Source organism: Stenotrophomonas lacuserhaii (assembly GCF_014836545.1).
Taxonomy (GTDB): Bacteria; Pseudomonadota; Gammaproteobacteria; order Xanthomonadales; family Xanthomonadaceae; genus Stenotrophomonas; species Stenotrophomonas lacuserhaii.
In genome coordinates this window covers 445,416-463,267 of sequence record NZ_JACSQS010000001.1, presented here as the reverse complement: position 1 = coordinate 463,267, position 17,852 = coordinate 445,416, and the positions used below count along the sequence as shown (strand labels likewise).

14 protein-coding genes are annotated in these 17,852 nt (G+C 61.0%); 4 read left to right on the top strand and 10 right to left on the bottom strand.

The genetic code is table 11. The annotated features are described in order from the left end of the window. The first annotated feature begins 97 nt into the window (after nucleotides 1-97). Nucleotides 98-991: a LysR family transcriptional regulator gene (locus H9654_RS02165; protein ID WP_191768646.1), complete on the top strand. Its 894-nt coding sequence runs from the start codon at nucleotides 98-100 to the stop codon at nucleotides 989-991. A gap of 31 nt (nucleotides 992-1,022) precedes the next feature. Here H9654_RS02165 and H9654_RS02160 read toward each other — a convergent pair whose 3' ends face one another. From H9654_RS02160 to H9654_RS02125, 8 genes are all read right to left on the bottom strand, one after another. Continuing rightward, nucleotides 1,023-2,189: an aldo/keto reductase gene (locus tag H9654_RS02160; RefSeq protein WP_191768644.1), complete on the bottom strand. Its 1,167-nt coding sequence runs from the start codon at nucleotides 2,187-2,189 to the stop codon at nucleotides 1,023-1,025. A gap of 53 nt (nucleotides 2,190-2,242) precedes the next feature. Next, nucleotides 2,243-2,902 (bottom strand): carboxymuconolactone decarboxylase family protein, encoded by a 660-nt coding sequence (locus H9654_RS02155; protein WP_225211798.1) that lies wholly within the window; start codon nucleotides 2,900-2,902, stop codon nucleotides 2,243-2,245. 97 nt (nucleotides 2,903-2,999) lie between these two features. Further along, on the bottom strand, nucleotides 3,000-3,476 hold the full coding sequence (locus H9654_RS02150; RefSeq protein ID WP_191768640.1) for a (R)-mandelonitrile lyase: 477 nt from the start codon (nucleotides 3,474-3,476) through the stop codon (nucleotides 3,000-3,002). Further along, nucleotides 3,473-4,555 (bottom strand): alpha/beta hydrolase, encoded by a 1,083-nt coding sequence (locus H9654_RS02145; protein WP_191768638.1) that lies wholly within the window; start codon nucleotides 4,553-4,555, stop codon nucleotides 3,473-3,475. Before H9654_RS02145 ends, H9654_RS02150 begins: the two co-directional genes overlap by 4 nt. A 162-nt stretch (nucleotides 4,556-4,717) precedes the next feature. Beyond that, entirely contained in the window at nucleotides 4,718-6,904 is a 2,187-nt protein-coding gene (locus tag H9654_RS02140; protein ID WP_191768636.1) for a molybdopterin cofactor-binding domain-containing protein, read from the bottom strand. Nucleotides 6,905-6,935: 31 nt separating this feature from the next. After that, complete coding sequence (locus tag H9654_RS02135) at nucleotides 6,936-7,883, bottom strand: FAD binding domain-containing protein (protein WP_191768634.1); 948 nt, start codon at nucleotides 7,881-7,883, stop codon at nucleotides 6,936-6,938. 1 nt (nucleotide 7,884) lies between these two features. Next, nucleotides 7,885-8,526 (bottom strand): 2Fe-2S iron-sulfur cluster-binding protein, encoded by a 642-nt coding sequence (locus H9654_RS02130; protein WP_191768632.1) that lies wholly within the window; start codon nucleotides 8,524-8,526, stop codon nucleotides 7,885-7,887. A 797-nt stretch (nucleotides 8,527-9,323) separates the two neighbouring features. Beyond that, on the bottom strand, nucleotides 9,324-10,439 hold the full coding sequence (locus H9654_RS02125; protein WP_191768630.1) for a hypothetical protein: 1,116 nt from the start codon (nucleotides 10,437-10,439) through the stop codon (nucleotides 9,324-9,326). A 485-nt stretch (nucleotides 10,440-10,924) separates the two neighbouring features. Here H9654_RS02125 and H9654_RS02120 point away from each other — a divergent pair, with 485 nt between their 5' ends. Further along, a complete protein-coding gene (locus H9654_RS02120) occupies nucleotides 10,925-12,466 on the top strand; it encodes a hypothetical protein (RefSeq protein WP_225211797.1) in 1,542 nt (513 codons plus the stop codon). A 181-nt stretch (nucleotides 12,467-12,647) separates the two neighbouring features. Here the strand turns inward: H9654_RS02120 and H9654_RS02115 are convergent, their stop codons facing one another. Both H9654_RS02115 and H9654_RS02110 read right to left on the bottom strand, forming a co-directional pair. Beyond that, complete coding sequence (locus H9654_RS02115; protein ID WP_191768627.1) at nucleotides 12,648-13,298, bottom strand: hypothetical protein; 651 nt, start codon at nucleotides 13,296-13,298, stop codon at nucleotides 12,648-12,650. A gap of 4 nt (nucleotides 13,299-13,302) precedes the next feature. Beyond that, nucleotides 13,303-14,202: a helix-turn-helix transcriptional regulator gene (locus tag H9654_RS02110; protein ID WP_191768625.1), complete on the bottom strand. Its 900-nt coding sequence runs from the start codon at nucleotides 14,200-14,202 to the stop codon at nucleotides 13,303-13,305. A gap of 119 nt (nucleotides 14,203-14,321) precedes the next feature. On the opposite strand from H9654_RS02110, the gene H9654_RS02105 reads away from it, so the two are divergent. Both H9654_RS02105 and H9654_RS02100 read left to right on the top strand, forming a co-directional pair. Next, entirely contained in the window at nucleotides 14,322-15,500 is a 1,179-nt protein-coding gene (locus H9654_RS02105; protein ID WP_191768623.1) for a ComEC/Rec2 family competence protein, read from the top strand. After that, nucleotides 15,500-17,758, top strand: coding sequence for a Mov34/MPN/PAD-1 family protein (locus H9654_RS02100; protein ID WP_191768621.1), 2,259 nt, complete (start codon nucleotides 15,500-15,502; stop codon nucleotides 17,756-17,758). The genes H9654_RS02105 and H9654_RS02100 overlap by 1 nt, the downstream gene beginning before the upstream one ends. Nucleotides 17,759-17,852: the final 94 nt, after the last annotated feature.

The following is a 17,852-nucleotide window of genomic DNA, read 5'->3' as shown; positions in this document are numbered from 1 at the left end:
GCATTGTGCGATGAAGTCGTCATGCAGCCAATCTACGCTCGCCGGACTTCGACTTGTAGTGGCATAATCGGATATCGCTTATATCGGGGCTGCATCAATGGGTGTCGAGAACTACGATCAGTTGGCGATGTTCGCGCTGGTGGCGCGCGAACGCAGCTTCACCCGTGCAGCCGCGCAGCTGGGCATGTCCCAGCCGGCATTGAGCCGCTCCATGCGCCAACTGGAAGAGCGTCTGGGAGTGCGGCTGCTGTCGCGCACCACGCGCAGTGTTTCCCCCACCGAAGCGGGCGAGCAGCTGCTGCGGGTCATTGCGCCTCGATTTGAAGAGATCGACACTGAGCTGGCCCAGCTCAACGCGTTCCGTGACAAGCCGGCGGGACGCCTGCGCATCACCGCTGGCGAACACGCGGCGATCTCCATCATGCAGCCCGTGCTCGGTCGCCTGTTACCTCAGCACGCCGATCTCAACATCGAGGTGATCGTCGATTACGGGCTGACCGACATCGTCGCCGAAGGGTATGACGCCGGCATCCGTCTGGGCGAGCAGGTGGCCAAGGACATGATCGCGATGCGTGTCGGCCCTGAACTGCGGATGGCGGTGGTGGGCTCGCCTGATTACTTCCGGCGGTATGTCAGGCCCAAGTCGCCGCACGAGCTTACCCAGCACAACTGCATCACGATCCGGCTGCCGACGCATGGCGGAATTTTCGCGTGGGAGTTCGAGAAGAAAGGGCAGGAACTCAAGGTCAGGGTCGAGGGGCAGCTGGTATTCAACAACATCGCCATGCGCCTGTCGGCAGCGCTGGAAGGCCTCGGGTTGGCCTACATGCCCGAGGACCTGGTGCATGCCCACATCGCGTCCGGCGCACTGGTGCGGGTGCTGGCGGACTGGTGCCCTCCGTTCCCGGGTTACCACCTGTACTACCCCAGCCGCCGGCAGTCGTCGCCGGCGTTCACCCTGCTGCGCGATGCCCTGCGGTACGAAGGCTGAGGGCATCGCATGCGGTCGATTGGCAGCGGTATTACCGGGTTGGCGCCTCGACATCGCTGAAGACCTGCACCGCAGGCGGCAGGCGCTCGCCTTGCACGGTCACCGCTGAAACCGCCGCGTCCAGCGCCTGCAGTTCGCCGCTGCTGAACACCACGTCTGCCGCGCCGATGTTGTCCAACATGTGGGCCATCTGGGTGGTGCCCGGTATCGGCACGATCCACGGCCTGCGCGCCAACAGCCACGCCAATGCGATGCGTGCTGGCGTGGAGTCCTTGCGGTCGGCCCAGGCCTGCAGGACGCGTACCAGGGCGAGGTTGTGGGTGATTTTTTCCGGGGTGAACCGCGTTTCATTGCCGCGGATGTCACCCTGCGCGAAGCGGGTTTTCTCATCAATGGCGCCGGTCAGGAAGCCCACGCCCAACGGACTCCACGGCACGAAGCCGATGCCCAGGTCCTCGCAGATGCCCAGCACCTGGTGCTCCGGTCCGCGCCACAGCAGCGAGTACTCGCTCTGCACGGCCGTCACCGGCAGCGCGGCATGCGCCCGGCGCAGCGTCTGCGGCCCCATCTCGCAGAGCCCCCAGTGAAGCACTTTGCCTGCGTCCATCAGGTCCTTGATCGCACCGGCCACATCCTCGATCGGCACCTGGGGATCCACGCGGTGCTGGTACAACAGATCGATACGGTCAGTACGCAGGCGGGTCAACATGCCGTCCACCGCCTGTTTGATGTGGTCGGGCCGGCTGATCAGGCCCGGCCCCCGCGCACCGGTCTGCAGGTCGATGTTCCAGCCGAATTTCGTGGCGATCACGATCTCGTCGCGGAACGGCGCGACGCCCTCACCAAGGATCCGCTCGACCTCGTGCGGACCGTAAGCTTCCGCCGCGTCATAGAAGGTCAGGCCGCGATCAAACGCGGTGCGGATGATGTTGTGCATCTCGCTGCGCGACGGCACGGTGGTCTGGTAGGTACGGCTCATGTTCTGCACGCCAAGCCCCACGGCGGAGACCTTCAGCGCACCCAGTTTCCTGTGCCGAGTGAGTGCAGGAGACGCCGCTGCGGTGCCTCCAACACTTGCAGCGCGCTGCGCTGCGGAGGCGTGTCCCGCCACCAGTGAGGCGGCCATCGGGGCCGCGGCCAGCGTCGCTGCACCGATCAGCAGCCTGCGACGGTTTGAATCGGTTGGTTGGGTGCTCATCGTGGACTCCAGGTCAGGTTGGTGGGGCGCGCCTGCTTCGACAGGGCAGCGGGTCAGCGCGATGCGGCGACATGCTGGTCCAAGGCCTCGCGGGCCCGTCCTGCTGCCGCCGCCTCACCCGCGTCCTCCAGCAGTTGCACAACCTGCCGCAGCTGCGCGATGGACAAGCCCACGCGAATGCTGGCTGCCATATGCGAGCGCAACTGGGCCTCCACGCCAGGCATCGCTGCCAGTGCGCCGACCGTGGCCAGTTCACGGCTTTGCCAGTCCAGGTTGTCACGCTCGAAGATGTCACCGAACAGGTGGGTCTGGAGGTACTGGTTGATCACCGGTGCGAACTCCATGACCGGACCTTTGACCGGCGCACCGGAAATGCGGGTCTGGTTGGCCGTGCCGACGGCCAGCAACGCATCGCCAACAGGTACCGCGCGGGTCGGCTCGCGGCCTGGAGCATCTTCGATGCCCTGCTGTCGGCGCGCTTCGACGACCTTCATCAATTCGCCCAGCGCGTTGAGGCTGCGGGGGAAGCCTGCGTAGGCATACAGCTGCACCAGGATTTCCTTCGCCTCACTGAGGGTAAGGCCGGCATCAAGCCCACGATTCAGTGCGATGTCGAGTTGCGGAAGGTTGCCGGTGGCGGCGGCGGCGGTGATGAGGGGAATCGACTGCTGACGTGCAGTAAGAGTCTGCGAGGTCGGCGGGGACACGGTCATGTTCGAGGATTCCGTTGGGTTGTCATTGGCCTGCGCAGATGAGATCAAGCCTCCCGCGGCCAACGCACAGGCAACTGCCATGCACAGCCAACGGGGCCTAGCGGGCGTGGTACTGGTCATCGGTGACGGCCTCCATCCACTGAACGACTTTCCCTTCCGACACGCCGCCCATTGCCAAGTGGGTCATCGGACTGTCGGGCGCTGCACCATGCCAGTGCTTCACCCCGGCAGGGCATACCACTACATCGCCGGGATGGATCTCCTGCACGGCCTTTCCCCACTGCTGGGTGAGGCCCGCACCGGCGACGACAACCAGCCGTTGCCCGGCAGGGTGCACGTGCCACGCCGAGCGCGCACCGGGCTCGAAGGTCACGTAGGCTGCGCTTGCCGGGATCTCCTCATCAGCGGCAAACAGCGGATCCACACGCACGTGGCCGGTGAACCGATCCGCCGGGCCGGTCACCGAAGGCCGCGTGCCTTTGCGGATGATCGTCTGCCCGCCGGCCACCTCGGAATCGGCCTGTGCAAAGGGGGCGGCTGCGGCCAGGGCGGTTCCGAGTATCAGTCTGATCACGAGCGCTCTCCGGTGGTTGCGGGCGCCAGAGTGCGTGCGTAGAAGGTCGCCAGCTTGCTGACGGCAGCATTGACGTAGCGGGGCACCCAGTAGGTTTCGATGTGGGTTGCGCCGTCCAGGGTGAACAGCTCCTTGTCTTCGGTGCCGGTCGCCTTGGCGAATGCATCCTCGGACATGTACAAGCTGTCGGCCTTGGTGCCGGCAATCATCAACAGCGGCTGGTCGACCAGCGCCATCTGGTCGGTCGCATCCCAGCGCATGAGATCCATCAGGCTGCTGGTGGTGTAGCGGAAGGTGGAGCGCGGGTGCGCATGGGTCTTCCAGTAGTACTCATACCCCTGCCGATAGAGATCGAACGGGAGGGAGGCGATCTGCTCCTCGGAAAGGTTGGCGTCACCGGAATAAAGGACTTCGCCCCTTGCGGCCTCCTGCGCGCGCGCGTCAGAGGCCTGCCGCAGCCGATGCTGGATGGTTTGCAACTGCGAATCAGCGTATCCGTTCCGGCGCACGCGCCCTGAGTTGAACATGCTGATGGTGGCCACCGCTCTGAAGCGCTTGTCCGTTGCGGCAGCGGCCAGTGAATAGCCGCCGCCGCCGCACAGGCCGAGCAGGCCCAGTCGCGCGTTATCCACGCCCGGATAGCGCGAGATGAAGTCCGCCATGCCATGGATGTCCTCAATGCGGAAGGCCGGCTTGTCCACGTTGCGCGGTGTTCCGCCACTGCCGCCCTGGTAAGCGGCATCGGCGGTGATGGCGATGTAACCCTGTTCCGCCAGGCGCTGGGCGTACAGTCCGGCAACCTGTTCCTTCACGCCGCCGTTGGGATGGGCCACGACCACCGCAGGGTAGGAGCCAGCTGACGGATATCCCGCCGGGGTGTAGATGTTCGCTGCGATTTCCACCCCGTTGAGGGGGTAGACGACCGGATAGATGTTGACCTGTCCGGCGGCATTGGTGGAAATGGCCCCCTCGTAAGCCAGCGAGTACGGATTGAGGCGGTAATCTGCAGCTGCGGCGTTGCCTGCCATCAGGCCGGTCATCGCCGCCAGGATCGTGGCGCGCAGGAGGGTTCGGGTCATGGTGTTCCTTTCAGCCAGGTTCGCGATCACCGCGGCGGCTTTCACTGAAGCGCGCGGTAGCAGGTCCTAACGCTAACGGCCGCGGACTCATGGCGGAAGGACATGGAACGGATATCAGTCATTCGCCCACGGTATGAATCGCCGCGCATTACTGCCTGCACCTCAGGCAGGCAGGTGCGGGAAGATCTTCTCGATCGTGATCGGGTAGCTGCGTACGCGTGCGCCAGTCGCGTTGTAGACCGCATTGGCAACGGCCGCTGCCACCCCGGATATGCCGAGTTCGCTCACCCCTTTGGCTTTCATGGGTGAGGAGTGCGGATCCAGTTCGTCGATGAAAATCACCTGCTGGTCAATGATGTCCGCATGCACCGGGACCTCGTAACTTGCCAGGTCATGATTGACGAAATAGCCCAGGCGCCGATCCACGGCGAGTGATTCCATCAGTGCGCCGCCCAGGCCCATGGTCATCGCCCCGATGACCTGGCTGCGGGCTGTCTTTGGATTGAGTATGCGGCCTGCCGCGCACACCGCCAGCATCCGCGTAACGCGCAGTTCGCCGGTGAAACGGTTGACGCGTACCTCGCAGAAGTGCGCCCCGAAGGTCTGGTGGGCCAGCCCGCCCCGCGCCGTGTCGAACTCGATGCCGTCCTCGGCAACGAGCTCACGCCCCACGACCAGCTGCTGAAGCGGTATGCGCTTGCCATCATGCAGCAGCTCACCGCCTTGGAACTCACACTCAGCAAGGTCCGCGCCGGCGGCCGCGCACAGCGCCTCTCGAAGTTTCTGGCATGCCGCGAAGGCGCCCGAGGTTGAACTGTTCGCCCCGCGCTGGCCGAGGGAGCCCGACGCCCGGGGAAAACTGGAATCCCCCAGTCGCACATCGACACGCTCAAGGGGCAGTCCAAGCATCTCCGCCGCGGTCTGCCCGATGATCGTATAGCTGCCGGTGCCGATGTCGGTCATGTCCGTTTCAACAATGAGCCTGCCGCCAGCCTGCAGGCGGACGCGCACCGCTGAGTTGGTCACGTTGTTGCCGCGGATGGCACTTGCCAGCCCCAGTCCCACCAGCTCATCCCCATCGCGGACGGAGCCGGGCACGCGCGCGCGGCGGTCCCAGCCGAACCGCTCCGCGCCGATGCGCAGGCAATCGGTGAAACGGCGTGTACTGAATGGCTTGTCCAGCGTCGGGTCTCTGTCCGCATCGTTGCGCAGGCGAAGCTCAAGAGGATCCAGCTGCAGCCTCTCTGCCAGCTCATCCATCGCCACCTCGAAGGCCATCAGGCCAGGCGCTTCGCCGGGCGCGCGCATCGCGTTGCCTTCGGGCAGGTCCAGCCTGGCCAGCCGTGTGCGCAGCAGCCGGTTCGCCCCCGCATACAGGGACGCAGTGGGGATGGTGGAGCGCTCCGCGGGCCCACCGACCAGGTTGCCGGACCAGGTCTCATGACCGATCGCCTGCAGCCGCCCCGCGTTGTCCGCGCCGATCCGCACGCGCTGCCGGGTGGCTGGCCGGTGCGAGGTGTTGTTGAACATCAGGTTGCGTTCCAGGGCGATCTTGACCGGGCGTCCGCAAAGACGCGAGGCCGCCGCCGCCAGCACGGCATCACTGAGGACGCTGGCCTTTCCGCCGAAGCCGCCACCGATGTAGGGCGAAATGATGCGAATGTCGGATTGCGGCGTCCCGAAAATCTTCGACAGGTCACGCATGCCCCACGAAACAATCTGGATCGCCGTCCAGATCGTCAGCTTGCCGTCGTTCCAGGTGGCGACCGTGGCATGCGGCTCCATCATGGCGTGGGACTGGTCCGGTGTTTCGTAGATTTCGTCGACCCTCACGGCACTGGCTGCGAAGGCGGCGTCGAAATCGCCGATGTGCACGTCGGGGCTGTTGGCCGGCGGCTCCTCGGGAAATACCGCGGATGAAAGATCAAAGGCGCCACGGACTCTCTCGTAACGTGCGTGGACAAGATGCGCGGCCGCGCGGGCCTGCTCGAAGGTGCTGGCGACCACCACGGCGATCGCCTGGTGGTAATGCGAAACCGCATCGGAAACCAGCGGCGTCGCGACATAGAATTCTCCCTTGCCAAGAGGGCCTGCGTTGCGCGCGGTCAGCACGGCGAGAACCCCGGGCGCGGAACGGGCCCTGTCCGTGTTGATGTCCAGCAGGCGCCCGTGGCCGATGGAAGCGCCAACAATCACCCCGTAGAGTTGGCCAGTCGCCACGTCATGCTGTTCGTAAGCGTAGCGTGCTTGGCCGGCGGTCTTGAGCGGACCGTCGAGGCGGTCCAGCGGCTGTCCGACCACGGTTTGCCGATCAATCGGATTCTCGCCTGCGGGTTGGTCAAACTTCACGTTGTTCCTCCTTCCATCGGGAGATGGCGCATCACGTGGTGCGGTTGAGGATAGAAGCGAGAGTGCGCTCGACGAGATCCAGCTTGAAGCGGTTCTGTTCGGTGGCTATCGCCGAGGTTGTCGCTTCAGCGCGGAGTGCGGACATGATCGCGGCAGCGGAATGTCCAGCGTGCCCGCGTGGCGACCAGGGCTTGTGCGATATGCCGCCCACGGCCACGCGCATGGCCGGGCCATCAACGATCGCCGCCACTGACACCAGCGCAAACGCGTAAGACGCGCGGTCGCGCAGTTTCCGGTACACCTGGCGGCCCGCAGGGGGAGGGGGCAGGCGGACCCCGGTGATCAGCTCACCTGGCATCAGCGCCGTCTCCAGGTGCGGTGTGGAGCCGGGTGCGCGATACAGCGCCTCCAGCGTGTGTTGTCCGCTCGAACCGCCTGGCTGCTGTGTTTCCACCACCGCGCCCAAGGCCTGCAGTGCCACGGCCATGTCACTGGGATGGGTGGCAATGCACTCCGTGCTCGCACCCACGACGGCCAGTTGGCGGCTGTAACCGCCAAGGGCTGCGCACCCCGACCCGGGCAGTCGCTTGTTACACGGCTGGTTGGTGTCGTAAAAGTACGGGCAGCGCGTGCGTTGCAACAGGTTTCCGCCGGTCGTGGCCCGGTTTCGCAGCTGGCCCGACGCAGCTGATACCAGGGCCGACGACAACACGCCGTACTCATTGCGCACGCGCGGGTGCGCCGCCAGGTCGGCATTGCGCACCAGTGCGCCGATCCTTATTCCGCCATCCTGCGTCGATTCGACGGTGTCCAGGCCGATGGCATTGATGTCGATCAGGTGGGTAGGAGACTCGATCTGCAGTTTCATCAGGTCAAGCAGGTTCGTACCGCCTGCGATGAAGCGGGCGCCCGGTGTATGGGTTGCTTTCTGGACGGCATCGGCAGGCGAGGTCGCGCGCTCGAAGGTGAACTGCTTCATCTCAGGTCTCCACGCTTTCGAGGATCGCCGCGACGATGTTGGGGTAGGCGCCGCAGCGGCAGAGGTTGCCGCTCATCCGCTCGCGGATCTCAGGTTCCGTCCGCTCAGGCATGGCGGCAGGATCGTCACTGGCGAAGCTGGGAACGCCGCGTTCGATCTCATCCAGGGCGCCGATCGCCGAGCAGATCTGACCCGGCGTGCAGTAACCGCACTGGTAGCCATCATGTTTCACGAACGCCCGCTGCAGCGGGTGAGCCTGCGCTGCCGTACCAATTCCCTCGATGGTGGTGATCGAAGCGCCTTCGAACATGACCGCCAATGTCAGGCAGGAGTTGATCCGTCGACCATCGACGAGGATCGTGCAGGCGCCGCATTGTCCTTGGTCGCAGCCTTTCTTGGTCCCCGTGAGGCGCAGTTGCTCGCGCAGCACATCGAGCAGGCTGCCTCGGTTGTCGACCTGCAGCACGAGGGGGCGTCCGTTGACCTCCAGCGAGACTGTGGATTCGTGGACCGGCAACGCTCTCGAGTGATCTTCCCTGGCGGTCGCATGGGCGGGCAAAGGAGTGAGCGCTGCCACGGCGCCCGCCGTGGTCGTCGCGCCCATTGCCAGCAGCTCTCTTCGGGTCAATCGAACGTCCGTCATGGGCGAGATGCCTCGGGACGGCTTTCCACCACGCAGAAATCAGGACGTGCGTACGCCCGGGCGAGCAGGGTCATGATGCTGGGCCTCTCAGCTGGCAGGAAAGTGCTGGCACCGATTCACTGCACTGATGCTAGCCGAGGCGGTGGTATTTAAAACCGCACGATTCGCGAATGCTCTTATGTGCCCAGTGCATCAATGCGGGATGGAGTCTTCGCCTCGGTGGCGCGTGAGCGCAGCTCGCTCACCAACAAGGCGAATGCCGCCGACGGCTGGTGGCGGCGTGGGTAACAGGTGTTGTAACCGGGAAAGGCAGGGCGCCAGTACGGGTCAGTCGAACAATTGTGCCCGCCTCGATGAGGCCTGTTACCAGCTCTTCAAGCGCCAAGGCGATCCCAAACGACTGAGCAGTTGCCAGCAGCACGATGCCCATATCGCTGACACCGGCCGATGGTCGATCCGCATTCTAAGGACGGCCCATTTCCTCGAACTCTCGCGTACAGTCCACCAGGTGCGGTCGATCGGGTCATGCAGTGTCTCCGAGAGTCCATGCTTGAGCAGGTAGTCCGGCGGAGCCACCACCGCCGTCAACTGTTCTGGTTGCCACATGCGGCGAGCCAGGCACCGGTAGGACCACGGGGTGGAAATGCCGAAATTCCGCTGCTGGATTAGGGATGTTTATCGGGGGTAGGGCGAACGTACGCTGCCAGCGTTAATAGGTATATCGTTGGCCAGCGCACGAGATGCCCCCGCAAAATCTATGCGACACGCGGCGTAGCTTGTTCGATTAGTGCAGAGCGCTACACCCTGATCTTTAGTTCATTCGTCCATGGCCGAACGGCGATCCACTCGTGCTCAACTGCGTTTCTGGCCGGGATGCTCAAGTTGGCCAGGTCCGCTTTTTCTTTTTCAAGAAGAGCAACATCCTCCCGCGTGACGAGACCCGCACCAACCATGTCGGCTTGAATATCCTTAATCTGGTCGCGCAGCCAGGAGGCAGCTTCGGGGTCGTCGGTGCAGCGATGCAGCAGCGACGATAGAACCAAGTGCGCCCGCGCAGGGCCGCCGTAGTAGGCGCCTCCCTCTTTGTTGAAGCCCAAGTAGAGTGCCAGAACACCGGCTGCAACCTTCAGGAAACGGGCCGTTGCTGCAGTGTCTTCCAGCAGCTGTTTAGTCTGTACTTGGTTACGGAAGAGGATGTCTGCGAGAAACTGTCCGGCATAGTCATCGGCGTCGACTTCAATTAGACGCCTGACGTCGAGCGCCCCTCCATCTCTGGATTCTCCTGCTTCACACAACGCGTCCAGCCCGAGACGCAGACTTACGAATGCCGTATGTCCCCTCAGAACGTGGGCGAGCTCATGGCAGAAGACCGCTAGCATCCCATACACAGCGCACTCCAGACCGTACTTGCGTAAATCGAGACCGCGCGGCATGGGGAATGGATGGGCGTGAAACTTAGATGTGGCCTCTTGCACGAACTCACTGCCAGCCTGTTGAAGAACTTGATGGCCGAGTAGGCGGTACAACGCAACGGTGCCGCGCAGCATCGTTCCTGAAGTTACGTTGATTAGGTGCTTGTCCTCGCCAATATGCAGTCGTGTTGCAAGGCCGTTGACACATGACTCATCGCTCATGACACCGACAACTTGAGCCTTCTTTGTTAAGGGCTTTAGAGCCGGGTCGTCAAAGAGGGACTGAATGATTCTAAAAACATGGCGGCACACATCATTTCCGTTCAATGATGTTCCTGCGCTCTCGAGCACGTCGGAAGGCAGTGCCTGCGAAAACATAGGCGCTCCCTGAGCATTGCATTTCAATGTTGCGGTGATCTGAATCCGGTCCCGCCCAGTGACAGGTCCGAACTCCAGTGGCAGCGCGTCAGAAGCGCTTTTTTGCAAGAAGTCGAACACCACACCCTCCCCAACTCCAGTCTGAAAGGCCTTTGCGACTAGACCCGTCGACGAAACTCCTTCGTCTGACGCCGCCCTATCTCCCCAACGGGGAGGTTGCCGTGACGTCTTCCCACACTTTACTTTAAACGCCACATTGGTGTTAACCCCCGCTTACCTGGACGTTCGCGCTCGCCCAGAAGCAGATCTATATGGCCAGTCGACGAGCGGCAAAAAGCTCCCGATTAGGACGATTTATCAGGGCTACGAACAACCGGGTTCAGGAAGCCCAAGCATGTTCGGAGAATTGGAGAGCCGCCAAACAGGCATACCTGTGATGAATGGTGTCCGAGGGCTTGTTGCAAACCTGCGTTCTCCCATGAGAGGCCAAGGATCATGGCCACGATTCCTGCGATCAGGCGATAAGGCTGTCGCCGTAGCTCACCACCGGAGCGTTGAGGGGTGTGCTGGTGCTATCCTCGGCGGCTTCGCTCAAGGACAGTCGCGACGTGCCAGCAGACTATGCAAAGGTAAAATCAGCGCTACGGAAGGTGCCGTTGGAGGACTCGCTGCGTCACGTATGGCAGTACTCAAGGCTGGTCTCTGGCCAAGTGAAACTACCTGACAGCTATCTCCACCGGGATGAGCGAGGCTACTCCCACGATATCGAGAAGTATCTCTTTCCTCACCAAGTCGAGCTTCTGGCTCGCGAGCTGCTTTTGCATGCGGACAGAAGTGGGAGGCCTACAGGGCATTCTTTAGCGAATTGGCCGGACTTTGCAGACGTAAAGAGTGCTTTGGATAAGTTCGCTAATGATGTGCACGAGGACAATCCAAATACGGACATTATGCTGACGCTGCACCGCATTGCGCAGGACCAGTTTCCGCGGTTCAGCCGACTGACACGGGCCAAGATCGGTCGCTACCTGGCGATGTACAGAACGCCAGCCCTGCGGGCAATCTTCGAAGAGCATCTTGGGATCGATGTCGATACATATTTCGTCCTGACATTCGGCGTGATCGCGTCAGCACTCATTCGGGTACATATGAACACCACAACGGACTACGCAATCCTTGGGGTGGATAGATCGCAGTCGACACGCTTCTTCGAACGCATCACCGGTGGTTTGGAGCCGATGCGCAAGAAGCTCATTGAGACGCAGCGTCAGAATGATTGCTGGGAGTACACCTTCAACGCATTTCACTTCTATCCGTTGATCTCATTGTTTCCAGGCCACCCAGATCGCGTCTTGTGTCCAGTGCCACCAGCATTGGAGCGCCGATTGCTTGAAGGTCTGTATTTCGACCTAGTTAACGCAAAGGGTTTTCCCCACGCCTTCGGTGATGCGTTCGAGAGCATCACGGGTCGGATGCTTAGAAGCCTGGAGAAGCGCTATGAAGTCGAAGAACCGCAATCCCAAAAGATCAGAAAGCAGCGATATGACGGGACGGACTGGATCGTCAGGTCGCCCGGAAACTGCGCGTTCGTAGAGTGCAAGTCAAAGCGCTTGTCGTTGAGTGGACGTGTGGCGGAGCAGGTCAGTGACTTGGAAAAGGACATTGTAAAGCTCGCCGAGGCTGTCGTTCAGAACTACGCCAACATCTATCGTGAGATGCAGGCTAAGCAAGAAAACGATTGCCAGTACTTCAACATCATCATCACTCTCGAAGACTGGATCTTGTTCAGCGACATCACCACGACGACGCTGCATGGTCATGTGGTGGATCAGATCAGCAAAAAGGGACTTCCTGAAGATCTGATCGATAAGGTGCCGTATCGCGTGCTCAGCTTTGAGGGGGCAATGTACACCTGCGCGACGTTGAAGGATCGCCCGATGATCGAGGTGTTCGGAGTTGAGAACAATCCAACGATCAGTGGAATGTACTTCCTCACGGACCTGAAAAATCGATTTCCGAATGCAGATGGGGACGGCGTGGGCGACTTCGAAGAGGATTTCCTCGCTCTCATGAGACCTGTCATCCAGCAATCGAAGGAAATGGCCACTAGCCAATCTGCGTCGAAGCCTGTTGGTATGGCAGGTTCCCTATAGCTTGTGACCAGATCAACGAGCCCTCGATCCCGCGCATGGCATGTGCCTGCTTCACCGTATCCCGCCCTCCGATGCGCCTTCCTGGGCTCGCCACTGGCATCTGGTCTTCTCCCACAGGAGATTGATATGGATGTGGTGCGCTAGAGCCTTCGGACAGTGGCACTGGCATGTCGGCAGCACCTCAATTTCCAGCAGGCTTCGCGGAGAGTTTAGCCAGCGCTTGAGCGACAACCGTGGTGACGAACCGCTCAGCGTAGTTCTTAGCCGCCTGCCGGGCGACTAAGAACTGAAACACCAACAAGCCCACGAGAGATGCGTAGACATTGAGACTTGGGAGCTGCCAGAGACCTGCGACGATTAGGATCGGTGCCAGGAGCGCGATGACGCAGCAGTAGTCTCGGGCAAAGAGCCAATTTCGGTCCAAGTGACTAACGGCCGCAGTGTCTTGCTGTTCTTGATACAGGCGATACCAGAGGGAGTTCTGTTGGCGAGGTTCAACCGGCAACGGGGCCAAATGGGCGTTCAAGGAATCTAGATCAATACGGGGATCATCTGGGGCAAGCTCCGTGAACACCCGCGTGCCGGGAAGGGGATGCGTCCACCGCCAGAAGACGATCCTTGCCTTATGCAGCGAGTTCAGTTGTGCATTGACTATGCTCGTAAAGGCGATGGCCAGCCCACCTGGCAGAAGCAGGTTGAGGTGTCCCATCATCGCACCAGTGCTGATCTTTCCCAGATCCAAGCCACGGGCAAGGGCGTAGTATAGAAGCAGGTTGCTCGCCAAAGCCGACAGCAGCGCTAGGCGATTGGAGTCTTTGTGCGAGCGTGCCATAAGATTAGCCGGTTGAATTGCGTGGGTTGAGTTGGGGAAGGACAGGCTCAAGCTCGGCCCGGTTGAGCAACGTGATGTGCTGTTCGTGGGGGGCGAGTGCGCCTATGGGGCGGTCCAGTCCGAGGCGTTTAAGCAAGTAAAAGGCCAGCGACAGGCGCGTAGAGATGTCCAGCCGCCCATCAGTCATCCCGTAGTCCAGCGCGATCACGCGGCGCCGACCTTCCTCAAGCGCTGGATTGGGCCCGATCGCAATCGTGACAGGCGTCTCCCATTCCTCGTCCCGAACCTTGACCGGTAGCCAGGTCTTGGGCCCTTCACACTCCAAAATCCGGGCAAAGAGAAAGTCCCGAAAGCTTCGGCGATTGTGGCAATACGCGCGAATGTGCCACCGATACCCATCGTAAGCGAGCGCATGCGGGCTGATTACCCTCCGGTCGGGCTCTGGCCGCGCGATCGTCTGATAGGTGATCTCAAGAGCATTTTGGGTATTGATCGCCCGCAACACCTGGCGCAGCAAGGGGGCCGACACCAGTCGAGTAGGGTGCCGCACGACATCCGACGCAGGCAGAGCTCCCAGGAAGCTGAGATCAGCGGGGATTGCCCCTGTCGTCAGCGCATAGAGCTCGGCCAGGTATCGGGTGCTGCTGCCGTCTGTGAGGATCGGTGCGAACCCGCCGGCTGCCAGATAGGCCTTCTCCCCCCGGTCATAGGCCATGTTGCCAGGGGCCCGGGCTTGGTATTCAGCGAAGTCCAGAGAGGCCTGGGGGACCGAGATGCTGAAAAAATCCGTTAGATCTGCGCGATTGAGTCGACCTTCCCAGTAGAGGCGGGAGTCAATGAACTCCAATCGACGGTCTTGGCCCCACCTGCCTCGGCGGGAGGGAGCTACTTGGGCTTCTTTCATGCGGGGGATCCTTCTATTCGTCCCAATCAGTATACGACATTGACATAACGCGAATACTCAGTATAGTTCGATCTCAAGAGGGCCACTACATCTGGTGGTCAGAGGATAGGCGAACCCCAATGAGTGCTTCGATTACCTTCTTCCCAGTAGCCAATGGAGACATGGCACTGGTGCGCTTGGTCGATTTCGCCAATAGCACCATCTTGGTGGACATCAACATTCGGCAATGTGCCGACGACCCGAACAATGATGAGGCCCGAGACGTCGCCGCTGACCTCAGAGCTCGCCTTCCCATTGACGCGAATGGGCGACCCTATGTGGACGTCTTTTTGCTGAGCCACCCGGATAAGGACCATTGCACAGGGCTGCAAAAGCACTTTCATCTGGGGCCTCTGAGCGGCTACGCCGACGACGAGAAGCCGCAGTCTGAGAAAAGGATCGTCATCCGTGAGATGTGGTCCTCACCGATTGTTTTCCGTCGTGCCTCGAAGATCATGACCTTCTGCGACGACGCAAAGGCCTTCCGAACCGAGGCAAAGCGTCGCGTTCAGAGTTTCCGAGATGGTGCTGTCCTGGAGGGCGACCGCATCCTGCTGATGGGCGAAGATAAAGGCGGAAAAACCGAAGGTCTTGAAGCGATCTTGGTCCGTTCCGGCGACCACTTTAGCCGCATCAATGGCATGGAGAACGCCCACTTCCGTGCTCAGCTTCTGGCCCCGTCGCTCGTTTGCGACGATGATGAGGAGGTGGACCTGCGCGCCAAGAACCATTCCAGTGTGATCCTCAACATGGAACTGGCGTCTTCCGTAGGCGGGCTGAACCAGAGCAGTTGTCGCTTTCTCACCGCTGGTGATGCAGAAGTCGCGATCTGGGAGCGGCTGTGGGAGCGCTATAAGGACGCGCCCGAGGTGCTCGAATACGACGTCCTTGAAACACCTCACCACTGCTCGTGGCATGTCTTTTCGCGTGACAGCTGGTCAGGATGTGGAGAGGAGGCTGTGGTCAGCGCTTCCGCGCGAAATGCGCTGTCCCAGGCGCGCTTTGGCGCTAAGATTATTTCAAGCTCCAAGCCCATCAAGGACGATGAGAGCGATCCGCCGTGCACCCGCGCAAAGCGAGAATACAAGGCGATTTTGGCAAGTAAGGCTGGCACCTTTCTTTGCACCGGCGAGACTCCGCAAACGTGGGCTCCGGAGCCGATTGAAATTGAGATCACGGCCGGAGGGGCGAAGGTCAGAGCAGCCCAGCGTTCGGGCGCGGCAGGCCTTGCAGCGGCTGCTGCCCCGCGTGCGGGCTGATGATGGCGAACTACATCAACTGGGGTGAGCCAATCAATGCCATCCCGGAAGAGTTGGCGAGTTCGGCACTGGCCGCACTCTTGCGCGCCTGTGAGGCGCACCCTCACTTTGATGTCGTGGGGTTGCGCCTGATCCAGGCCCCAGTGCCGCATGTTGGCGTGGTCGCAGACGTTGGCGACGGCACGGTTGCTCCTCAGAACTCGCCTGGAATTTGGCCTCGGGAGCGACTCTGTCTAAGCTTCTGTCCCGGCTCGATGGTGCCTGCCGAAGTGAGGGCGTTGCGCACGGATTTTCCGGACGTCATCCATCTCAACGGCGTCCCAGACGGAGAGCCCGCGTCACTTTGTCTCTATGAGAGCTGGGGCTTCGAGGAGCGGCAGTGGACCGCAGAGCGGCACCTCCGAAAAGTGCTGTGGTGGCTTGCTTCTACGGCCGACGGAACGATCCATGCTCAGGACCAGGCATTAGAACAGCTTTTCTATAGCTCCGGCGACGTAGTGGTTCTCCCCTCTGATTGGGACGGCGAAAAGAAAGAGCGGCTTTATCTCAATCTTGCCGATGAAAGCGCGGAGAGACGCTATTGGCTAGCGGGAACCAAGGCAACTGACGGCGCGCCTCGCTGGCAAGTTGCTGTCTTAGATCTGCCGCCCATTGGCCATCAGCCTATTCAGCGAAGCCCCTCCACGCTGGGTGCCCTGGACGACCAGCTCACGGCTTTGGGGTCTGATTTGTCGCCAGCCCTTTCCGAGGCCTTGAAAAGCCTTACTCGTGTAGCAAATCAAAAAACAGCATGCAAGTTGCAGCTGCTTCTTCTATTGCGAATTCCACGTTTGCGAGATGGGAAAATAGATCGGTGGGACGCTCGGGCTTACGCTGTTGCCGCGCCTTGGGAAGATGTTGGAATCGAGCTCGGTGTATTGGGTCGCGCGGCCCCTAACGCGAAGGCCTATGCCATCGACCTTTTGGGCGGTGATGTGGCCGCTTTAAGTGAGGAGGGACGTGCCTTCAAGCTGGCACCTTTGGAGGTCCTTCAAACGCCTCCTATGATGCATGCCCGGGCGATGTCAGGCATAGAAGCCAGCAGGGCAGACTTTCGGGGCACATTGGCGGGTGTCGGATCACTCGGTAGCGCGCTCGCAAATCTTTGGGCTCGCTCGCAATGGGGGCGGTGGAACCTTATCGATCCAGATCAGGTGGCTCCCCACAATGTCGTTCGCCACGAAGCTAACGCCATCGACATCGGCTTAAAGAAGGTGGATGTCATTCGCGGGAAGATTGATGCGGTGTTTGCGAGGCCGATTCTCGCTAAAGCTGTTTACGCTTCTGCAAGTGACTTTGATGCCTCTGAGGTGGAAAGCTGTCTGCGCGAAAGCGCATTGCTCGTCGACGCGTCCACAACGCTCTCCGTGCCGCGCGATTGGTCTGAGCATGATCTCGCTCGCTCGGCATCCGTGTTCTTTACGCATTCGGGGCTTGCATCTGTCTTGATGTTGGAGGATGAGCATCGCTGCATGCGTCTCTCGGCGTTAGAAGCGCAATATTATCGAGCTCTGTTGCACGAGCCTTGGGGGCAGAAGCATTTGCACACCGCAGCACAGATCCGTGTCGGGGCCGGTTGTCGTGATCACAGCTTCGTCTTGTCACATGAGCTAGTTCAGCTCCACGCCGCCCAACTCTCCCGAGCCCTAAGGCAGGGTGTCTTGGAGCCAAATGCTCGTATTGAAATTCGAACCCATGATGAAAACTCGGGTGCGGTGAGTGTCGCATCGATTGCAGTCAGGCCGGTTCGAAGCTTGGAAGGATATTCTTGGAAGGTGAGGTGGGACGAAGGGCTTGAGGACCAGATGCTCGCGATGAGGTCGGCATGCTTGCCGGTGGAAACGGGTGGTGTGTTGCTTGGCATCTTTGACCACAAGGTGCGAACGGTAACGATCGTCGATGCGCGAGAGGCGCCCTTAGATAGCGTGGCTCACCCCGACAGCTTCATTCGGGGTAGGGCAGGGGTGCCAGAACTGGTTGAACACGCTTCATCGCTGACCAGGGGCATGGTGGGCTACATCGGCGAATGGCATTCCCATCCCCCAGGTGTCCGAGCGATTCCAAGTGCCTTGGACAAGGAGCTGCTTGCCAAACTTGAGTCTCGACTTCGGGAAGATGGGCTGCCTGCGATCATGGCGATCGTTGCTGAAAACGAAGTCAATGTGTTCGTCGGTGGCGGCGAGGTAGCTGAAACCGGCGATACGGCTGCGCGGGCCTAGTCATGCCGACAGATTCGCATCTGGGTGCGTCAGAGTTGCCAAGGTCCCGAGCGCCGTCTAACGCTTGTCTGCAGTTTTTTCAGAAGATCAATCA